This is a genomic window from Prevotella sp. 10(H) (genome assembly GCF_000711235.1).
Classification (GTDB): Bacteria; Bacteroidota; Bacteroidia; order Bacteroidales; family Dysgonomonadaceae; genus Dysgonomonas.
This window is the reverse complement of the sequence record NZ_JOMI01000003.1, coordinates 427587-445475: the sequence shown is the minus strand read 5'-3', so window position 1 is coordinate 445475 and position 17889 is coordinate 427587. Positions and strand designations below refer to the sequence as shown.

The 17889-nt window shown below is 40.0% G+C and carries 16 protein-coding genes; 2 read left to right on the top strand and 14 right to left on the bottom strand.

Annotation, left to right across the window (positions count from 1 at the left end; genetic code table 11):
* Positions 1-38 precede the first annotated feature (38 nt).
* From K348_RS0107445 to K348_RS0107420, 6 genes are all read right to left on the bottom strand, one after another.
* Entirely contained in the window at positions 39-644 is a 606-nt protein-coding gene (locus K348_RS0107445; protein WP_029904336.1) for a DUF2238 domain-containing protein, read from the bottom strand.
* A 12-nt stretch (positions 645-656) separates the two neighbouring features.
* Positions 657-1202, bottom strand: coding sequence for a nitroreductase family protein (locus K348_RS0107440; protein ID WP_029904335.1), 546 nt, complete (start codon positions 1200-1202; stop codon positions 657-659).
* 19 nt (positions 1203-1221) lie between these two features.
* Complete coding sequence (locus tag K348_RS0107435; RefSeq protein WP_029904334.1) at positions 1222-1869, bottom strand: DUF6624 domain-containing protein; 648 nt, start codon at positions 1867-1869, stop codon at positions 1222-1224.
* A gap of 22 nt (positions 1870-1891) precedes the next feature.
* The gene (locus K348_RS0107430; RefSeq protein WP_029904333.1) at positions 1892-2491 is read right to left on the bottom strand and encodes a riboflavin synthase; all 600 of its coding nucleotides are present in this window, start codon (positions 2489-2491) and stop codon (positions 1892-1894) included.
* Between the two features lie 182 nt (positions 2492-2673).
* Positions 2674-3057, bottom strand: coding sequence for a nuclear transport factor 2 family protein (locus K348_RS0107425; RefSeq protein WP_029904332.1), 384 nt, complete (start codon positions 3055-3057; stop codon positions 2674-2676).
* A 168-nt stretch (positions 3058-3225) separates the two neighbouring features.
* Positions 3226-4113 carry a VIT1/CCC1 transporter family protein gene (locus tag K348_RS0107420; protein ID WP_051697693.1) on the bottom strand — a complete coding sequence of 296 codons (888 nt, stop codon included), beginning with the start codon at positions 4111-4113 and terminating at the stop codon, positions 3226-3228.
* Positions 4114-4290: 177 nt separating this feature from the next.
* Between K348_RS0107420 and K348_RS0107415 the strand changes: the two genes are divergently transcribed.
* Both K348_RS0107415 and K348_RS0107410 read left to right on the top strand, forming a co-directional pair.
* Positions 4291-5727 (top strand): PDZ domain-containing protein, encoded by a 1437-nt coding sequence (locus K348_RS0107415; RefSeq protein WP_029904330.1) that lies wholly within the window; start codon positions 4291-4293, stop codon positions 5725-5727.
* 166 nt (positions 5728-5893) lie between these two features.
* Positions 5894-7507, top strand: a complete 1614-nt coding sequence (locus tag K348_RS0107410; RefSeq protein ID WP_029904329.1) for an ABC-F family ATP-binding cassette domain-containing protein — start codon at positions 5894-5896, stop codon at positions 7505-7507.
* A gap of 491 nt (positions 7508-7998) precedes the next feature.
* On the opposite strand, the gene serB is transcribed toward K348_RS0107410, so the two are convergent.
* The 8 genes from serB to K348_RS0107370 form a co-directional block, all read right to left on the bottom strand.
* Positions 7999-9219, bottom strand: coding sequence for a phosphoserine phosphatase SerB (serB, locus tag K348_RS0107405; RefSeq protein WP_029904328.1), 1221 nt, complete (start codon positions 9217-9219; stop codon positions 7999-8001).
* Between the two features lie 31 nt (positions 9220-9250).
* Positions 9251-10591, bottom strand: coding sequence for an argininosuccinate lyase (gene argH, locus K348_RS0107400; RefSeq protein WP_029904327.1), 1341 nt, complete (start codon positions 10589-10591; stop codon positions 9251-9253).
* 3 nt (positions 10592-10594) lie between these two features.
* The gene (locus tag K348_RS0107395; protein WP_029904326.1) at positions 10595-11035 is read right to left on the bottom strand and encodes an SRPBCC family protein; all 441 of its coding nucleotides are present in this window, start codon (positions 11033-11035) and stop codon (positions 10595-10597) included.
* 14 nt (positions 11036-11049) lie between these two features.
* Entirely contained in the window at positions 11050-11679 is a 630-nt protein-coding gene (gene pyrE, locus K348_RS0107390) for an orotate phosphoribosyltransferase (protein WP_029904325.1), read from the bottom strand.
* A gap of 402 nt (positions 11680-12081) precedes the next feature.
* Complete coding sequence (locus tag K348_RS19185) at positions 12082-12225, bottom strand: FeoB-associated Cys-rich membrane protein (protein ID WP_231496765.1); 144 nt, start codon at positions 12223-12225, stop codon at positions 12082-12084.
* Between the two features lie 145 nt (positions 12226-12370).
* Complete coding sequence (locus K348_RS0107380) at positions 12371-13177, bottom strand: lipid-binding protein (RefSeq protein WP_081852535.1); 807 nt, start codon at positions 13175-13177, stop codon at positions 12371-12373.
* 22 nt (positions 13178-13199) lie between these two features.
* Entirely contained in the window at positions 13200-14675 is a 1476-nt protein-coding gene (locus K348_RS0107375) for a SusD/RagB family nutrient-binding outer membrane lipoprotein (RefSeq protein ID WP_029904323.1), read from the bottom strand.
* A gap of 28 nt (positions 14676-14703) precedes the next feature.
* Entirely contained in the window at positions 14704-17865 is a 3162-nt protein-coding gene (locus K348_RS0107370) for a SusC/RagA family TonB-linked outer membrane protein (protein ID WP_029904322.1), read from the bottom strand.
* Positions 17866-17889 lie beyond the last annotated feature (24 nt).

Here is a 17889-nt window from a genome sequence, read left to right as displayed (position 1 = left end):
ATGCCAATTTTCTATTTACGAATTGGCACATTGGCATATTATTTCATTATTTTATTTATTTGCTTATCCTGCAACTTAGAGAAGAATATAAGCATACAGATTGCCCCTATCATCGCCATAAGCATATCCGATTGAGTATCCCATACATACCCCTGCGTACCGAGGAAGTCATCCGCCCCGTCACCCGACAGGACAGCTACCCACCATTCTATCAGTTCGTAGAAGGCACTGATGGCAAGACAAATACATACCACAAGGAACGGAATCCAGCCTTTTCTCTTTATCACATCCAGACGGATAAGCAATTCACGGGCTATCATGGCAGGAATGAATCCCTGTGCAAAATGACCGACCTTATCGTAATTATTCCGGCTTTGGTCGAACGCTTCCTTTATCCAGTCGAACGCAGGCACTTTTGCATAAGAATAATGCGCGCCTATAAACAGGATAATCAAATGGATAAGTATAAAGAAATACGTCATATCCGTAAACTTAAACTTTTTGAAGGTCAATGCCAGTATGGCGACGCCGACAAGGCACATTCCCGCTTCTAGAAACCATAAGCCCGTTTCGTAAGGATTGATTCCCGACCATATGCCTACAATAAAGAATATGATAAGGAAAATCCAGTGTTTCTTTTCCATGTATGTAGTTTGTTATTTGTAAGTGTTATATGAGATAATCTCTTCTGTCTTTTTACGCTTCTTCTCACGCAAAGGTTGTGCCGGATAACCGATAAGAATATCGAGTACCACGCGCCTGTTGTCCGGAATATTCAGTAGCTTCTTCATCTTTGATTCGGCAAACCAGCCCAGTATGCAACTTCCCAGCCCCTCAGCCTCTGCTGCCAGACAAATATGCGCTGCAGCGATACCGATATCGAGGAAAGCAAAATGCTTATCCTTTACCACTCCGCCGATACCCGAAGTGATATTTACTTTTTCTTCTACTACAATAATATGTACAGGAGCCTGCTTTGTAAAGTGATTCATACCCAGCAGACGTGCCGATGCCGCATCTGCCACCTTATTTTTCAATTCGGGTTCGTCCACTACAATGAAATGCCACGGCTGAGCATTACAAGCAGAGGGTGAAAGGCGTGCAGCTTCAAGAATACGGCCGATTATTTCGCGGTCGACTGTGCGTGAAGTATCAAAAGCGCGTGTACTCTGGCGCTTCTTGACCAGTTCGTAGAAATCCATATCAAGTTGTATAGGTAATTTAGTTTCGTTTTTGTTTTATCAGCTCTTTTATCTCTTCTATTGTGATATCCTTTTCCCACACAACAGAGTTCCCTCCGTTTTTCATCATATCCAGATACTGCTCCATAGATGGTAAAGTCATCTGCTTTCGTCTCTCGTCTACATTTTCGACGTCTTCGATAGGCCATACATAGCCATTGAATATCTGTGAACCATACAATTGAGGCTTATCGGCGCGCATCAGCATCCTGTCTTTAAATATTGCATAAAGGCTGGGTATTATTACACCTTTGGTGTATTGCTGTTCCACCATATCTGCATATTTACTCATATACTCAGGTGCACTATGCTGTATAACCATAAATATAGCCATATTCGCCTCAAAAGATAAACCGGACGGCCAGCCTACAGAATCAAGCAGATTTGCAACGAACAGCTGATTTTCTCTATCTATGCGAAGCATAACAGTCGTTATACTGTCCATCTTGGCGTTAAATTCCGGTTTTCCTGCCCACTGTACATTCAATTCCATTAAATCCTGACGTACAGCCTGATCATTAGCATACATCTCTGATAATTTTTCTTCCAGATTATTATCGGAAGGATTCTGAGCCCATGAAATTACAGAGCTTAGAAACAGGATATGAAAAAGCAGATATTTTTTCATATGAAAGTATTTTATAATCGGATTATAATTGCGTAATACGGCTGATGTATTTACCGATAATATCGAATTCGATATTAACCACACTTCCGGGTTTTATCTGGTGGAAGTTAGTATGCTCGTAAGTATAAGGAATAATGGCCACTTCAAACGTATTATTTGTCGGTGCAACTACGGTAAGGCTCACGCCGTTCACTGTAACCGAACCTTTATCCACTGTCAGATAACCTTTTTTCGCCATTTCGCGGTCAAATTCGTACTCGAATTTGAAATACCAGCTACCATCCGCTTTTCTGACTTCCACACATTTTGCAGTTTGGTCAACATGTCCCTGTACGATATGCCCGTCGAGGCGTCCGTTCATCAGCATGCTGCGTTCAAGGTTTACCTTATCCCCCACTTTCAGCAGGCCGAGATTCGAGCGGTCTAAAGTTTCTTTAATAGCTGTAACGGTATATTTATCATCGTCCAGACTTACAACAGTGAGGCAAACGCCGTTGTGCGCAACGCTCTGGTCTATTTTCAACTCATGAGAAAACGAGCAACTCATTGTAAGATGCAGGTTTTCTGCTTCTTTACGCAACGAAACCACTGTTGCAGCTTCTTCAACTATACCTGAAAACATGATATTTATATTTTAGTTTGTTTCAATTATTTTTGCGCTACAAAGGTACGTATTTATTCGATAAAAGAAGAGGTTTTGCATAATTTCAAAGCCTCTGTATTATCTGATTTTTACCTCAATAACAGATAAATGTGCCTATAGGTTGAATAGGAAAGCGAACTTATATTGGGAGTTAAAGAAAATCATTTATCGAACTGGTGAAAAACCTTAGCAATAACAGTCCATCCGGTATCGAGTTTAATAAACGATAGATAGTCGTTGCAATCAGAGTCCACAGCATCCTTTTCACTAACAATTCGAACAATTGCGGTGGTTGGGGTAATGTCGAGCACATCAATATGAGAAACAATTTTAGTTGATGGACCATAATTTTTAATAAAATCGGCAGTTGGATTTCCTTTTCCACCACCCATCAGCTTACCGTCGACCGTACCATAAGTTACACAATCCTCATGGAATACTTCGCCCAGCATATCTATGTTACCTGTTCTTACTGCTTCTACATATCTAGCAGCCGCATTAATAACTTCATTATACTCTTCTGCCGACACTGTTCTCCGATTCATAACTTATTCCTCTTTATTAATTTTGTTTTTGCGAAGTTAATAAAATTTGAATTGTTTAAAAAGCATAGTGAATTTCTCCTGATTCAGATTATCGTATTGCCTGTTCTTAATAAACACCTGCCGGAAGATATCACTTTTGTTTCGTGCCGCAGCTTTAACGGGAATGAATTACACTTCGATATTAAATATTTCTTTCACAACTATTCCTATAATAAAACTGATAAATGCCACACCAAGACTGATTGCAACCATTTCCCAGAAACGCGATTTGAAAGAGTAATCTTTTGCAATAGCCGTGTAGAAATTGAATACGGCAATAATTATAATGGCTACCGAAATCGTGATTGCCAATGCCATATATACATTGCTCAACAACAGATATGGAAGAATAAGCGCCACAACAGTAAGGATATAAGCTATCCCCGTATATACCGAAGCCGTAAGAGGCTTCACCCGCCCGTCACCATCGGTCTTGGTAGAGAGGTATTCCGAGCCTGCCATCGAAAAAGCTGCCGATATACCCGTAATAATACCCACCGATGCAATAATCTTTACGTTTTGCAAACCGAAAGTAAGCCCGGCAAGCACACCGGTAAGTTCCACAAGTGCATCGTTAAGCCCGAGAACAATAGACCCGAGATAATCGAGCGGCTTGTCCTTAATCATGGCGATAAGCTGCGACTCGTGCTCCTCTTCGTCTTTCTGTATGGCTTTAGCTTCAGGGATAAACTCCGATAGTTTATCATAATCGATCACGGCATTGCGCTCGCCTCTTTCCATGAGTTTAATTCCGAAAGTAAGCCCGAGAACTCTAACAACGGTGACATAAAACCATACCTTGAATTTATTCGGCTCTACATCCTGTTGGGTATACGATTTCCAAGTTTTGGCATGATACAGTTCCTGATCGGCAATGCGGTTTATTACTTTGCGGTTATCCTCGTCTTTGATGATAGTCGCTATTTTGCGATAGACTATCGATTCGGTTATTTCATTGCACTGGGCTATCAGCAATTTATTTTTTATTTCGGGGCTGAGTGTGTTTTGATCTCTCATAGGATAAAGTTTTCAATTTAGATAATACCTTGTTAGTTTCATATAATGAACACTTTTACAATCGGTATTGTTGTAACATTCTCTTACTATTTATATACACCTTATCAAATTGTAAATGAGAAAATCAATAAAAAAATTATATATTTGCGTCACAGTTTTTCAACTTAATAACTTAAAATGAAAAAAACAGCACTAGCACTTTTACTACTTACAATATTTGCTCCTTTTATTTATTCACAGGACTACAACAAGAACTGTTATTTCGGTTTTAGCTTCGATGTCAGCGACAATAAAAACTGGGGCTACGGAGAACTGATAATTACCGATGTAGAACCTAACTCCCCTGCCGAGAAGGCTGGTATACGTGTAGGTGACATCATTATGGAAATCAACAGAAATGCTACATATCTGCGCGATAATCAAACCATTGCCAAATGGTTGTTCGAAGACATGTACGCTCCTACTGTCAACTTTACGATAAGAAATATGAATGCATATTTCAAAGAATATACATTATCCAGAAAATGCATTCCTACCAATTCGGTCAGCGAAAGGGAATTATCGAGGATATTTTCATTTTACAGCCTCGAAGATACCAACGAGCGTATATTTTCTTTACCAATTAATACGGAAATTGACAAAGATGTTGACTTTTACGATTATCATACCTACGATTTTTATAAGGACGATAAGCCCGTTCCGGCTATAGATAAACAAATAACTGCCTTACTTGAAAAAGACCTGCAGGCAAAAGGCTTAGTGCGGGATACCAACGATCCCGATATTATCGTTCAGGCATATTACAGCTACGAACCCAATCCTAAATTTACAGGATTGAGCAATCCCAACTATGCACCGGGCGTCTGGCGCTTCGATGTAGACAAACAACAGGTATCCCTGCTGCCGATATTCAGTCCGGAAGAGCCGAATATCGACAAAGTATCACAATATATTGTTGAATACGGGTTCAGTTTCTATGACAGAAAATATATTGATTCGACAAGAATGACCCAGATTTGGGACTGCAATATAAAGGACTACCTTTCTTCGAAGTATTCACTGGACGAATATGTACGGTTCCATACCCCGCTTATGCTGAAACAATTCCCCTATTCTACGCCTAAAAACGGAGCGCTGTATAAAGTGGATTTCAATCGGTATAATTATACCGGAATCTATTATGATTCCAATGATCTGGCTACAGTAAAAGAAGTAGAAGCCGATTCTCCGGCATTCAAAGCCGGCATCCGCCCGGGTTATGTTATCAAGAAGATTAATAATCTGAAATTTGACCAGAACAAAGAAAAATTGTCGGAAGGCTACAAACGCTTTATCGACGAAACAATGGTATTCCGCGATCAGGCTAGCCGTTTTACCAATGCAGAAGGCTACTACGACTGCATGTACTGGAACGTAGGCTATTATCCCGAAATAGCTAAGGAAATAGCAAAGCCTCGGTATCAGTCGCAGTTTTCTTATCTTTATAGCTTCCGCAACTATGTTGGCAATCATGCCGACAACAGGATAACCATAGAGGCATGGGACGGTATGCAGACACGCATCTTTACCGTTATCCCCGAAATACGCAAATCAGTTACCGTGAAAACCTTGTAAACGGTAAGCTTACCCCTCTAAACTTTCCGGCAAATCGATGTTATATTTCCGGCCTTGTTTTTTATTACAATTCCACTCAAAATCAGGCTAAAAATTCGTACCTTTGCGCCCGATTTACGGTTACGCTATGTAACTGATTTATCTATTGATATATAAAGACATAAAAATGATAACAGTTTCTAATTTAGGTATTCAGTTTGGTAAACGTGTGTTGTTTCAAGATGTGAATCTGAAATTTACAAGCGGTAATTGCTACGGCATCATCGGTGCCAACGGCGCAGGAAAATCTACACTCCTTAAAATATTAAGCGGAGAAAAAGATGCTACAAGCGGAACATTCTCTCTCGGCCCGGGCGAACGGCTCTCTGTGTTGGCACAGGATCACTTTGCATTCGACGACCAGTCTGTAATGGACACAGTATTGCAGGGGCATTCTGTCTTGTGGGAAATAATGAAAGAAAAAGATGCACTCTATGCTAAAGAAGATTTTTCCGATGCCGACGGTATCAGGGCTTCCGAGCTGGAAGAGAGGTTCGCAGAACTGGAAGGTTGGAATGCAGAGAACGATGCAGCCATGCTTTTAAGCGGGCTAGGAGTATCCGAAGACCTGCATTATCAGATAATGGGTGATATTAGCGGGAAACAGAAAGTACGTATCCTGCTTGCACGCGCACTGTTCGGGAATCCTGACAACCTGCTACTCGATGAGCCTACCAACGACCTCGATATAGAAACCGTAATGTGGCTGGAAAACTATCTGGCTAATGCAGAAAATACAATCCTGATAGTTTCGCATGACCGTCACTTCCTCGACTCGGTATGTACACACACCGTAGATATCGATTTCGGTAAGGTAACAATGTTTGCGGGTAACTACAGCTTCTGGTACGAATCCAGCCAACTCGCTCTCCGCCAGCAACAGCAACAGAACAAAAAGGCCGAGGAAAAGAAAAAGGAGCTGGAAGAATTTATTCGCCGTTTCAGTGCCAATGTTGCTAAATCGAAGCAGACTACCAGCCGTAAAAAAATGATTGAGAAGCTCAACATCGAAGAGATTAAGCCGTCGTCTCGTAAATATCCGGGAATTATCTTTACTCCCGACCGCGAACCGGGTAATAAGATACTCGAAGTTAACGGGCTGAGTAAATCCATAGAAGGAAAGGTATTATTTGATAATGTAAACTTCAATATAGAAAAAGACGACAAGGTTGTCTTCCTGTCGAAAGACCCGCGTGCCATGACTGCGTTCTTTGAGATTATTAATGATTATATGCAGCCCGATGCCGGAACTTTCAGCTGGGGGCAGACCATTACCTCAGCCTATCTTCCGCTGGACAACAGCGATTATTTCAAAGACGATCTTAATCTTATCGACTGGCTTTCGCAGTTCTCAGACGATACGAGTGAGATATACATCAAAGGATTCTTGGGTAGGATGTTGTTCTCAGGTGAAGAAGTGCTTAAGAATACCAAAGTGCTTTCAGGAGGAGAGAAAATGCGCTGTATGATTGCCCGCATGATGATGAAGAGTGCAAACTGCCTGATATTGGATTCACCGACCAATCACCTCGATCTTGAGTCGATACAGGCATTTAACAATACACTCATCCAGTTTAAAGGAAATATATTGATGTCATCGCATGACCACGAATTTATCCAGACTGTATGTAACAGGGTAATCGAACTCACACCGAACGGCACGATTGATAAAATCATGGATTATGATGATTATATTACCTCCGATGAAGTGAAAGCATTGAGAGAAAAAATGTATAAATAATTCTTTTCATATAAAAAGAAAACGGGAGCATTACACTCCCGTTTTTTTATCTCTGTACGTTATTTATTTTAACAATAAATAGTTAAAATCTGTATTATTATCACTCAATAATTATGATTAATCAATTTATTGTGTTATATTTACACTATAAAACATGAATTTAGCGAAACATTTATTTTTTAATTTATAAAACTAAATCAACTTCACAGTACAAATATAACAAAAAAATTAATATCAAGGAGGAGTTATTCATAGGGTGTTCTGGGCATTTAAACCGCCAACAACCATGTAAGTCTCCTTACTTTTTACCGATCTTACAGTTCAATCATTTGCTTGCGAAAGTTGATATTGATCAATATGGTTATTGGAAAATAGCTCCTCCTTAAGATATTAAACCGAGTATATACTAACGTTTTACGATATTTATTTATTAATAAAATAACCGCCTATTATTGAATCTTAATAATAGGCGGTTGTTCACGAAATTTATATCATTCTTCACCGACCAGCATAGAATCGCGATATCCCAAAAAGTAAAGGATACCATCCAATCCCACTGTCGATAATGATTGCTTAGCATTTGCTTTTACTTTGGGCTTGGCATGGAAAGCAATACCGAGACCGGCTATTCCCAGCATAGGCAGGTCGTTGGCCCCGTCACCTACTGCTACGGTCTGACGCATATCTACTTTTTCTACCTGAGCAAGCAAGCGCAGCAGTTCGGCCTTGCGTTTACCGTCGACAATATCTCCTATATAGTTTCCGGTAAGCTTTCCGTCTACGATTTCGAGCTCATTGGCATATACGTAATCGAAGCCATATTTATCTTTCAGATAATTACCGAAATATGTAAATCCACCCGAAAGGATAGCGAGCTTACAACCACTCTTTTTTAATATGCGGATAAGGCGTGTCATGCCCTCTGTTATCGGCAGATTTTCTGCGATCTCTTTCATTACCGATTCATCAAGGCCTTTCAAGAGGCTTACACGCTTTTTGAAGCTTTCCGAAAAATCGATTTCTCCACGCATAGCCGATTCGGTAATAGCTTTTACTTCCTCTCCTACTCCGGCGCGTTCTGCCAGTTCATCGATTACCTCCGTCTGAATCAGCGTAGAATCCATATCGAAGCAGACAAGGCGACGCATACGGCGATACATGCTTTCTACCTGAAAAGCTATATCTATACACTGTTCGTCAGCCATTTTCATGAAGTCGTGCTTCAATTGCTGCACATCGTCTACAGTTCCCCTGATCGATAACTCTATACACGAACGGCTCGGACGTTCTTCTGCTTCCAAGGGCACACGCCCGGTGAGGCGTATTATTTTTTCTATATTCAGTTTATACTTCTGGCTGATTTCCGCAACGGCCGATATCTGGCTGGGCTTTAAAGTGCGACCGAGCATGGTAACAATATAGCGGTTCTTTGTCCCCTGCAGGCAAACCCAACGCATATACTCTTCTTTGCTGATAGGTGAAAAGCGGATGATCACCCCTACTTCCGTCGCCTTAAACAACAGGTCTTTGATTACTTCTCCGGCATTGGTTGCCTCGAACATTATTGCCAGCGACAATGAGTGATGTATATTTGCTTGTCCAAGGTCAAGAATATTGGCATTATGCTTTGCCAACACTGCGGTAAGTGCCGCAGTTACACCCGGCTTGTCCTCTCCGGACAGACTGGCTAGTATTATTTCTGAATCTTCCATACAAAGAGAACTTGTTTCTATAATATGAAGGTTAATAAACAGAATCGAGTAATGCATTCTGGGCTCGCATTACTTTATCGAAATTAAATTGTCCTATAATTTGCTGCCTGAGCAGATCTATATGATCATTGTAAAGATTTCCTATACTTCCCTGATGCGTATGATGCACCTTTTTATCGTGAACAAAGTTACCTTTTTCTATATCCAGTCCCACCTGTTTATATGCATCGCGGAACGGTACTCCCTGTAGTACAAGGCGGTTAACTTCTTCGACACTGAATATCAGCATATACTTAGGATCGTCAAGAATGTGCTCATTTATTTTCACTTCTGCCATCATACGTGTTACCATATTCAGGCAGTCGTCCATCTCTTCAAACGAAGGAATAAATAATTCCTTGATTATCTGCAAATCACGGAAATAACCCGAAGGCAGATTATTAATGATTAATGTTATATCATTCGGCAATGCCTGCAGTTTATTACATTTGGCACGTGTCAGTTCGAAAACATCAGGATTTTTCTTGTGAGGCATTATGCTCGATCCGGTAGTATATTCGTCGGCAAGTTTAATAAATCCGAAGTTCTGGCTATTATAGAGGCATGCATCATAAGAAAGTTTGGATAATGTTCCTGCAATTCCTGCAATAGCAAAGGCAACTACACGCTCCATCTTTCCGCGTCCCATCTGGGCATAAACTACATTATAATCCATTGAGTCGAAACCCAGCAGATCGGTAGTCATTTGCCTATCGAGCGGAAATGACGAGCCATATCCGGCAGCCGAACCCAACGGGTTACGGTTACAAACCTTGTATGCTGCCAGCAATAGCTGCAAATCATCCACAAGGCTTTCGGCATACGCTCCGAACCATAAACCGAACGAAGACGGCATAGCTATCTGCAAGTGAGTATAGCCGGGCATAAGTACATCTTTGTACTTCTCGCTCTGAGATAGAAGGACATCGATCAATTTAGATACAGTATCCACAAGTACATGTATCTGATCGCGGGTAAATAGTTTCAAATCGACCAGTACCTGATCGTTACGCGAACGTCCGCTATGAATTTTTTTGCCTACATCGCCAAGTTTGCGGGTAAGCATCAGTTCTACCTGCGAATGTACATCTTCGATCCCTTCTTCTATCTCGAATTTGCCACTGACAGTCACCTTATATATTTCTTTCAGTTCTTTCAGAAGGATATTTAGCTCTTCTTTTGTCAGCAGCCCTATCGATTCGAGCATCGTGATATGGGCCATAGAACCCAATACGTCATAGGGAGCGAGATACAAGTCCATCTCACGGTCTTTCCCTACTGTATAAGATTCTACGTCTTTATTTACCTGAACACTTTTTTCCCAAAGTTTCATCGGCTATTCTATAGTTCCTTTATTCAAAATTTTATCGTATGGCAATCCCGCTAATCCTTCTGCAACTTTATCGAGTCCGGCCTGCAAGGGTTTACCCACCATCGGCTTGATAAACGGATTGAGGTCTGCCTTGATTGTCAGTTTCATCTTTGTTTCGGCTTCGCCTTTCGATACCAGTTGTATCCACATATTGACACCGAATGGTAATTGCTCTGCCTCAAACTTAATTGTCTTATTAGGTTCGCGCTCTATTACTACAAAACGGATCTTACCTACCGGATCAACCGAAACGGTACATGAATCGGTATCGAAGGTAAAATCTTTAATTTTATCTTCCGGGATAATTCCTTTGGCCAATTCCAAATTATTCAAATCGGAAAGCACGGCATATACATCCGCATCCGAATGCGGAATAGTTTTTACTTCACTAACAAATTCTGTCATGGGCACTTATTAGTTTATTTCCAATCTGCAGGAGCTTTACGCCATTCCTGCAATGTTTCCAGATCAGATTCTGCTATATAATCGATACGTAATGCTTCATCGAGGACGGCATCGTAATTAGTCAATGTTAATAATTTAACGTCGGCAGCTTTGAATTTCTCAGTAGCTATAGGGAAACCGTATGTAAAATTGGCCACCATACCTATAACTTCAGAACTATCCCTGCGGATTGCTTCTACTGCTTTTAGACTGCTGGAACCAGTCGAAACTAAATCTTCTACAACGACCACTTTACTTCCCGGCTTAAGTTCTCCTTCAATCAGATTTTCCAAACCGTGATCTTTCGGTGTCGCGCGGATGTATACAAAAGGCAAGCCTAATGCATCGGCAACCAATGCACCCGGCGCAATAGCACCTGTAGCCACTCCGGCAATAGCATCTACATCTGTAAAATTTTCTATAATAAGACGTGATAATTCTATCTTTATAAATGTACGTATTTTGGGATAGGATATCAGTTTCCGGTTATCGCAATAGATGGGTGATTTCCATCCCGACGCCCATGTGAAAGGGTTAGACGGCTGCAGTTTGATGGCTCTGATACTAAGAAGCTTCTCAGCTGTCAGTTTTTCTAAAGTGTTCATTTTTATCTTTTCTAAATAATAACAATCAATATATTCGGTTACAAATATACAATTAAATAGGTATAATTAAATAAAAGAGAGGGGAAAGAAAATGTGAATAAAAGAGAAAAGACCAATACAAAATCAAAGGGAATCACTTTGTGAAGTAATCCCCTTTGTATATAAAAGTCGTATTGGTGGATATAGCCGAAACTCCATAAAACAGGATTTGAGTGCTTTGATTCCTTTGTAATCCACTGTGCTATGCAACCCGGAGGTGTGGCCCGCCATTAGAAACAAACGCGTGTCTCGGATATTTTATTAATTGATGAGCTTCCCAATCGACCAACACGACTTAAACTTGCTCTCAGTAAATATTTATATCAAATATATACAGAATTATCTGAATATGCAACAAATATTTTAATATTTAACTGACTTATGTTTTGTGCTACATCCGCAATTTGAACATCCGCAGCTTCTCTTTTGTTCATTTTTGGAAAAGAAAAATCCGTAAATTTTGTAAATAACCAATGTGGCTACTACCAAACCAATCAATCCCACCATTATTTCCTGAAACATATTATAGTTCCTCCTTTTCTGATATCAAAGTTACATAAGAAATCGGGAACATAGCGTTAATTGCGGTTAAAAGAAATGAAAAACCTCCAAGACATCAGTCCGGAGGTTTTTTCTAAATTATGTATGTTTTTTATTGTACAGCTACAACAATATTTTCAGAGCGGCCTTCATAATCTGTAAGCACTACTTTGGTACCACCTGCCTTATGAGCAGTGATAGTTAGCTTGCCCGGATATACATTATCATCATCTATTTCACTATCTATAACAGCAGTTGCTATAGTCGGATCATCTGATGTAATTGTGTATTGACCGTTTCCTCTCCTAATATCTATAGTAACTTTCTCTCCTACAGCTAACGAGGCAGTTGTTTGAGACAATGAAATAGTATTTGCCGGATTAGGCTCATCTTCCGCCCAACCAGTTCTTCTGTAACCGAACACTTCATACGTCAGGTTTGGATGCAGGTCTGAAGTCAGCTTGAAAGAAATAAAATCGGCTTTTCCTCCAGATGCCGTTGTGGTTCCGTCTAGAACTACTTTACCTTCAGAGATACTAAACTTTTTACCATCTGTGTAAAAATCATTAGTTGCGTCTTTTACATTGAATGTTTTATTTGCTAAATCAATATCTACAATACCTTTCACTGCAAAAGAGACATAAGGACTTGTGCTGCTAACTGAAACACCGCCAATCCTCAACCACATCTGAGTTGTACTTTCTTTTGATGTATTATATGTGTATATATTTAATCTATCATCTCTTACTGTAGGCACATTGAATATTTCTCCTGTAGCTACATCTTTCAATTGCACAACCCATTCTCCTGCCAGAGGAAAGACCGATGAGTGATCTACGTCGGCATCTCCATATGTTTCACATGAAGAGAAAGCTGCAGTTATGCAAAAAAGTAACAAACATATTTTATAAATTTTCATAATCAGTATATTTATTTATTGTTTATTTATGCCACCACATTTTTTCAGTTATATTTATAACTGCCGGAGCATTCGGATTATTATCAGTGGAATTCTTTGGTAATATAAATCTCTTTGGGTATTCACCTTTGCCCAATACCGAAGTGGCACTTGGTGTAAGTTCACCCACAACATAATTTGCATTTGGCAGAGTCCAAAGATCCTGTACAACTGTATATTCTGTACCCAGTTTTGGATATCCTGTACGGTTGATGTCGAAGAAAGCATCAAATCCCTGGCAACGAACTGCAGCTACCCATTTCTGAGTAATGATACATTTAATCATTGTTTCCAGATCTGTATCTTTAAACTCGTAGGCACCACCTGCTGCAATAAAGCTTGAAGCATCATATCCCCAACGATCGAATGCCGCAGTTACTCCGGCCTCATAAGACGCTTTAGCACCAGCTTCATTCGCAAGACGGGCATAAGCTTCTGCCTGCAAGAAATGGCTCTCAGCTACCGACATAAGATATACAGGATCAGTTGCTGCCAGACGTGCTCTCGAAAGCGATGCAGATGGAATAACTTTCTGCGTTATGTTATATCCCCCCTGAGGTAAACCTTGATACTCACCGCTTTGGTTCGGTTCATAATATGCTTCGATACGCGGATCATTATATTCCTTGAGGAAAGTTATCATAGTTGCACTCGCTTTAATATTTTCCTGTGTATTCAGTTTACGGCGGTCGAATTCATACAACGGATTCGATTTGTTTTCTTTGTCCTCAAAACCTTTAACACTTGCATCAGCAGTAAGTAAACCGCCTGCTGTGAGCAAAGCCTGGATTTCATTTTTATTTGTCTCGAAATCACGCATAAGGATTTTGAGTTTCAGTGTTTTCGCAAATTCAACCCATCTATCGATATTACCAGCATAGATTAAATCATTACTTCCCATAGAAGATTTATCGGCTGCATCTGCCTGTTTTGCTATAGCTGCATCTAATATGGCTATTATTCCGGCATTTACAGTCTTGCTGTCGTCATATTTTGGCGCAGGATGATTATCGAAATCTACAGCCTGAGTGAAAGGTATAGTACCAAATAAATCGTTAAGAATATGATAGTCGAAAGCTATCAATACCTGTGAAGTAATCCAGTATTGCCATTCCGACTGAGCTTCTGACTTAGAACGCGCAAGATATAAGTCTTGCAATGCACCTGCATATTCGTGCTGCCACAGTCTATTAAAAGATGTATTGGAAATATTATACCTATCATAATTTGTATACTGGTTCGATGCATTATTCTGAGCATAATACTGAGCCCACATGCTAGTTGTGATCTGTGTTTCTACTCCAAAAGCAGAAACCGACCAGGCCATTGCCGAAGATAACAGCATCGAAGGATCTGCATCTTTCGGAAAATTCGGATTTTCATTTATATCCAAATCGCAGGATGTTGCTGAAAATATCAGAGAAGCAGCGATTAGGTATTTATATATAAGTTTCTTCATTTTTCTTATTATTTTTAGTTGTATACACTTAGAAAGTAACTTTGATGCTTCCACCAATACTTCTGGTTGTAGGAGCTGCAGTAAACTCACCTAATTCTGAAGTAATATCATTACCATAGTTTGTAGCTTCAGGGTCTACGAAATTATTTGCCTTTGGTGTCCACATCAGAAGGTTACGTCCTATAACGGCTACTTCAAGTTCTTTTACTATTCCAAGTTTCGATATAAGATTTTTAGGGAAATTATATGTAAGGCTTACCTCTCTCAATTTCACATATCCTTTTGGCAATATGAAATCCCTGTACATATAATAGTTACTTGAGTGATTATAATAGGCATATGTATTTTCCCAGGTAACCGGCACATCATTATCGACATATTTGCCACCAACAAGTTTTACCGAATTCGGCACTACAAACGGCTGACGCTCGTTATACATTGTTGCGGTAGCATTACCGTTCCATGTCATCATTTCAGCTGTATTACTCCAGAATTCGCCTCCGCTTCTCCAGTCTATTACGGCACCGAATGTCAGATTTTTCCATGTTACACGGTTTACAAAACCCATTGTAAAATCCGGAGCAGATGTTCCTACCTCTTCTTTTTCTCCACTTACGATCAACGGTAAACCAGAACTACTGCTTACTACAATTCTTCCGTCTTCGGAACGTTGTACTTTCGGCACTTTAAATACTCCCAAAGGTTTTCCTACTTCGGCTACAAAGTCTACTTGATATGCAGATGTAAGAACATATTCATTAATCTTTTTACCGTCAACCTCCCAAAGTTTTTTCACCTCGCTATTGTTCTTAGCAAAAGTAACACCAAGGTTCCAGTTCCAGTCTTTTGTGCGGACAGGTACTATCCCTAAGGATACTTCAACTCCACGGTTTTGTATTTCCCCTACATTTCGGGTATATAAACTATATCCGGTTTCGAAAGGCTGTGTAGCAGCGATAATCTGATCTTTGGTATTTCTGTCATAATATGCAAAATCTACTGTCAGACGGCTATCGAACAGACGCAGGTCGAATCCAAATTCTGCTTCACGGGTAATTTCTGGTTTCAGATTATCATTACCACGGGTATTACCCATTGTAAGTCCCGGCACTCCGTTTAATGGAAAATTCAGGTTACCAAAACCAAGAATAATCTTTGTCGGTTGATATTCATTTGAAATCAGATACCAGTTAGCATCCTTACCGGTCTTACCATAAGCAAGTCTAACCTTGAGATAATTCAATATATCATTCTTTATAGAAGGAACCATATCTGTTACGATGAGGCTGGCATTTGCCCCCCAATAAAAGAAACTACGGTTATCTTTCGGTAATGTAGATGACCAGTCATTACGTCCTGACAATGTCAAATACAAGTAATTTCTATATCCTAATTCAGCCTGAGCTAATGCTCCGTACAAACGTCGTTGATATTTTCGGGAATATGTTGCAGGATCGGTACTACCGTTTTCCAGACTATACCATCCCGGTACGTTCAAACCATACAAATATGAATCGATGAGGTTCAGATCTCTGTAGTTATAGTTCCATCCCACCATACCTGATAGACTAAAGTCCTCACTGAGAGTATAATTGGCATCCAGTAAACCTGTTGCTTCCAACTGTGTCCTTGACTCATTATGTTCAAGATAAGAACCTTCGGCATTCGATTTGTGTCCATAACTGTAAGAACCCGGAGCAAAACGGGCTACACCATTCCATGCCTTACGACGTGAATCATTAAAGTCACCTCCTAAACGGCCGATTGCTTTCAATCCCGGAATGAGTTCATAGCTGACATCGATATTTCCGTATGTATGGTTGTCTGTATATTCATTGCCATTATTTGCAATAACCCAATACGGATTTTCAGCATACCATGTATAATAATTATCAGGGCTGTTATACGGATTATTCAAATCTTTCAGATCTTGCAAGTTAATATCTACAGGATTTTGTAAAACTTCCTGAAATAATGCTGCTCCATCACTACCCTGTCCTGCAGATACCGCTTTGATATGCTTGCGCGAATAATTTATATTGTAACTTAGGTTTAATTTGTCATATACAGTATTACCTCTGAACGAAATTGTATTACGCGTATATTTATCTGCATTAGACGGGATAATGCCATCAGACGTCAGGTTTCCGTAAGAAATCATAATACCTGTATGCTCCCCACTGGCTGCATAAGAAATATTATTATTCATTTCAAAACCTGTTTCATAAAATTTCTTCACATTATCTTTTACATATGTGAAAGGCTTTTCTCTCAAAACGCCATTGATACCGGCACCCCACTCATGCATTCTGCCATCGAGTTTAGGTCCCCATGAACCGTTCTCTGCATTATCCCATAATGGCCAACCCTGACCGAACATATCCTGTGTCTGAGGAGCACGCAATACATTCGAAGCAGAGAATGTACCTGAATAAGTAATAGTCGGCTTTTGATTTTTCTGTGCTTTTTTAGTGGTAATCATAATAACCCCACTAGCTGCACGTGTACCGTACAAGGCAGTTGCCGATGCACCTTTAAGCACTGTTACAGATTCAACATCATCCGGGTTAATATCACCTGCAAGGTTACCAAAGTCAACAGAATTATTTGTATCCTTATTTCCAGAAAAAGTATTCTGAATAGGCACACCATCTACAATATACAAAGGCTGATTTTCAGAAAAAGATGAAAATCCTCGTACAATTACTTTCTGGGATGTACCTGTAGCCCCGGTTGTAGATATATTTACACCCGCTACTTTACCAACCAGACCAGACATCAATGATCCGGACTTGGCAGCAGTTATTTCATCATTTTTTATGGTTGTTGATCCATAACCCAAAGCTTTAGCATCTCTTGAGATACCTAATGCGGTAACTACAACATCTGCCAATATCTGCTCGTCGTTCTCCATTACAACCTTCATACCTTGCACAGGCTTTGCTTCAACAGGTTTCATACCTACCAGTGTAAACACCAATGTATTGTTTCCACTAGGTACGTTAATAGAGAATTCTCCATCCAGACCGGTAACAGTACCGACTGTAGTCCCTTTCACCACTACAGAAGCACTAATAACAGGCTCTCCGTTATTGTCAACGACAACACCGGAAATTCTAGTTGTTTGTGCTACGATAAATCCTATGCTTAGAAATAAGCAGGATAGAATTAACATCACTCTTTTCTTCATACAAACACTACTTTATTAAAATTA

Excerpts from the sequence above, each read along its gene's own strand:
- K348_RS0107375 (WP_029904323.1), bottom strand. The coding sequence starts at position 14,675 with ATGAAGAAACTTATATATAAATACCTAATCGCTGCTTCTCTGATATTT.
- K348_RS0107420 (WP_051697693.1), bottom strand. The coding sequence starts at position 4,113 with ATGAGAGATCAAAACACACTCAGCCCCGAAATAAAAAATAAATTGCTG.
- argH (WP_029904327.1), bottom strand. The coding sequence starts at position 10,591 with ATGAAACTTTGGGAAAAAAGTGTTCAGGTAAATAAAGACGTAGAATCT.
- K348_RS0107395 (WP_029904326.1), bottom strand. The coding sequence starts at position 11,035 with ATGACAGAATTTGTTAGTGAAGTAAAAACTATTCCGCATTCGGATGCG.
- K348_RS0107435 (WP_029904334.1), bottom strand. The coding sequence starts at position 1,869 with ATGAAAAAATATCTGCTTTTTCATATCCTGTTTCTAAGCTCTGTAATT.
- K348_RS0107370 (WP_029904322.1), bottom strand. The coding sequence starts at position 17,865 with ATGAAGAAAAGAGTGATGTTAATTCTATCCTGCTTATTTCTAAGCATA.
- K348_RS0107445 (WP_029904336.1), bottom strand. The coding sequence starts at position 644 with ATGGAAAAGAAACACTGGATTTTCCTTATCATATTCTTTATTGTAGGC.
- K348_RS19185 (WP_231496765.1), bottom strand. The coding sequence starts at position 12,225 with ATGGTGGGATTGATTGGTTTGGTAGTAGCCACATTGGTTATTTACAAA.
- K348_RS0107425 (WP_029904332.1), bottom strand. The coding sequence starts at position 3,057 with ATGAATCGGAGAACAGTGTCGGCAGAAGAGTATAATGAAGTTATTAAT.
- K348_RS0107430 (WP_029904333.1), bottom strand. The coding sequence starts at position 2,491 with ATGTTTTCAGGTATAGTTGAAGAAGCTGCAACAGTGGTTTCGTTGCGT.
- serB (WP_029904328.1), bottom strand. The coding sequence starts at position 9,219 with ATGGAAGATTCAGAAATAATACTAGCCAGTCTGTCCGGAGAGGACAAG.
- K348_RS0107415 (WP_029904330.1), top strand. The coding sequence starts at position 4,291 with ATGAAAAAAACAGCACTAGCACTTTTACTACTTACAATATTTGCTCCT.
- K348_RS0107410 (WP_029904329.1), top strand. The coding sequence starts at position 5,894 with ATGATAACAGTTTCTAATTTAGGTATTCAGTTTGGTAAACGTGTGTTG.
- K348_RS0107380 (WP_081852535.1), bottom strand. The coding sequence starts at position 13,177 with ATGAAAATTTATAAAATATGTTTGTTACTTTTTTGCATAACTGCAGCT.
- K348_RS0107440 (WP_029904335.1), bottom strand. The coding sequence starts at position 1,202 with ATGGATTTCTACGAACTGGTCAAGAAGCGCCAGAGTACACGCGCTTTT.
- pyrE (WP_029904325.1), bottom strand. The coding sequence starts at position 11,679 with ATGAACACTTTAGAAAAACTGACAGCTGAGAAGCTTCTTAGTATCAGA.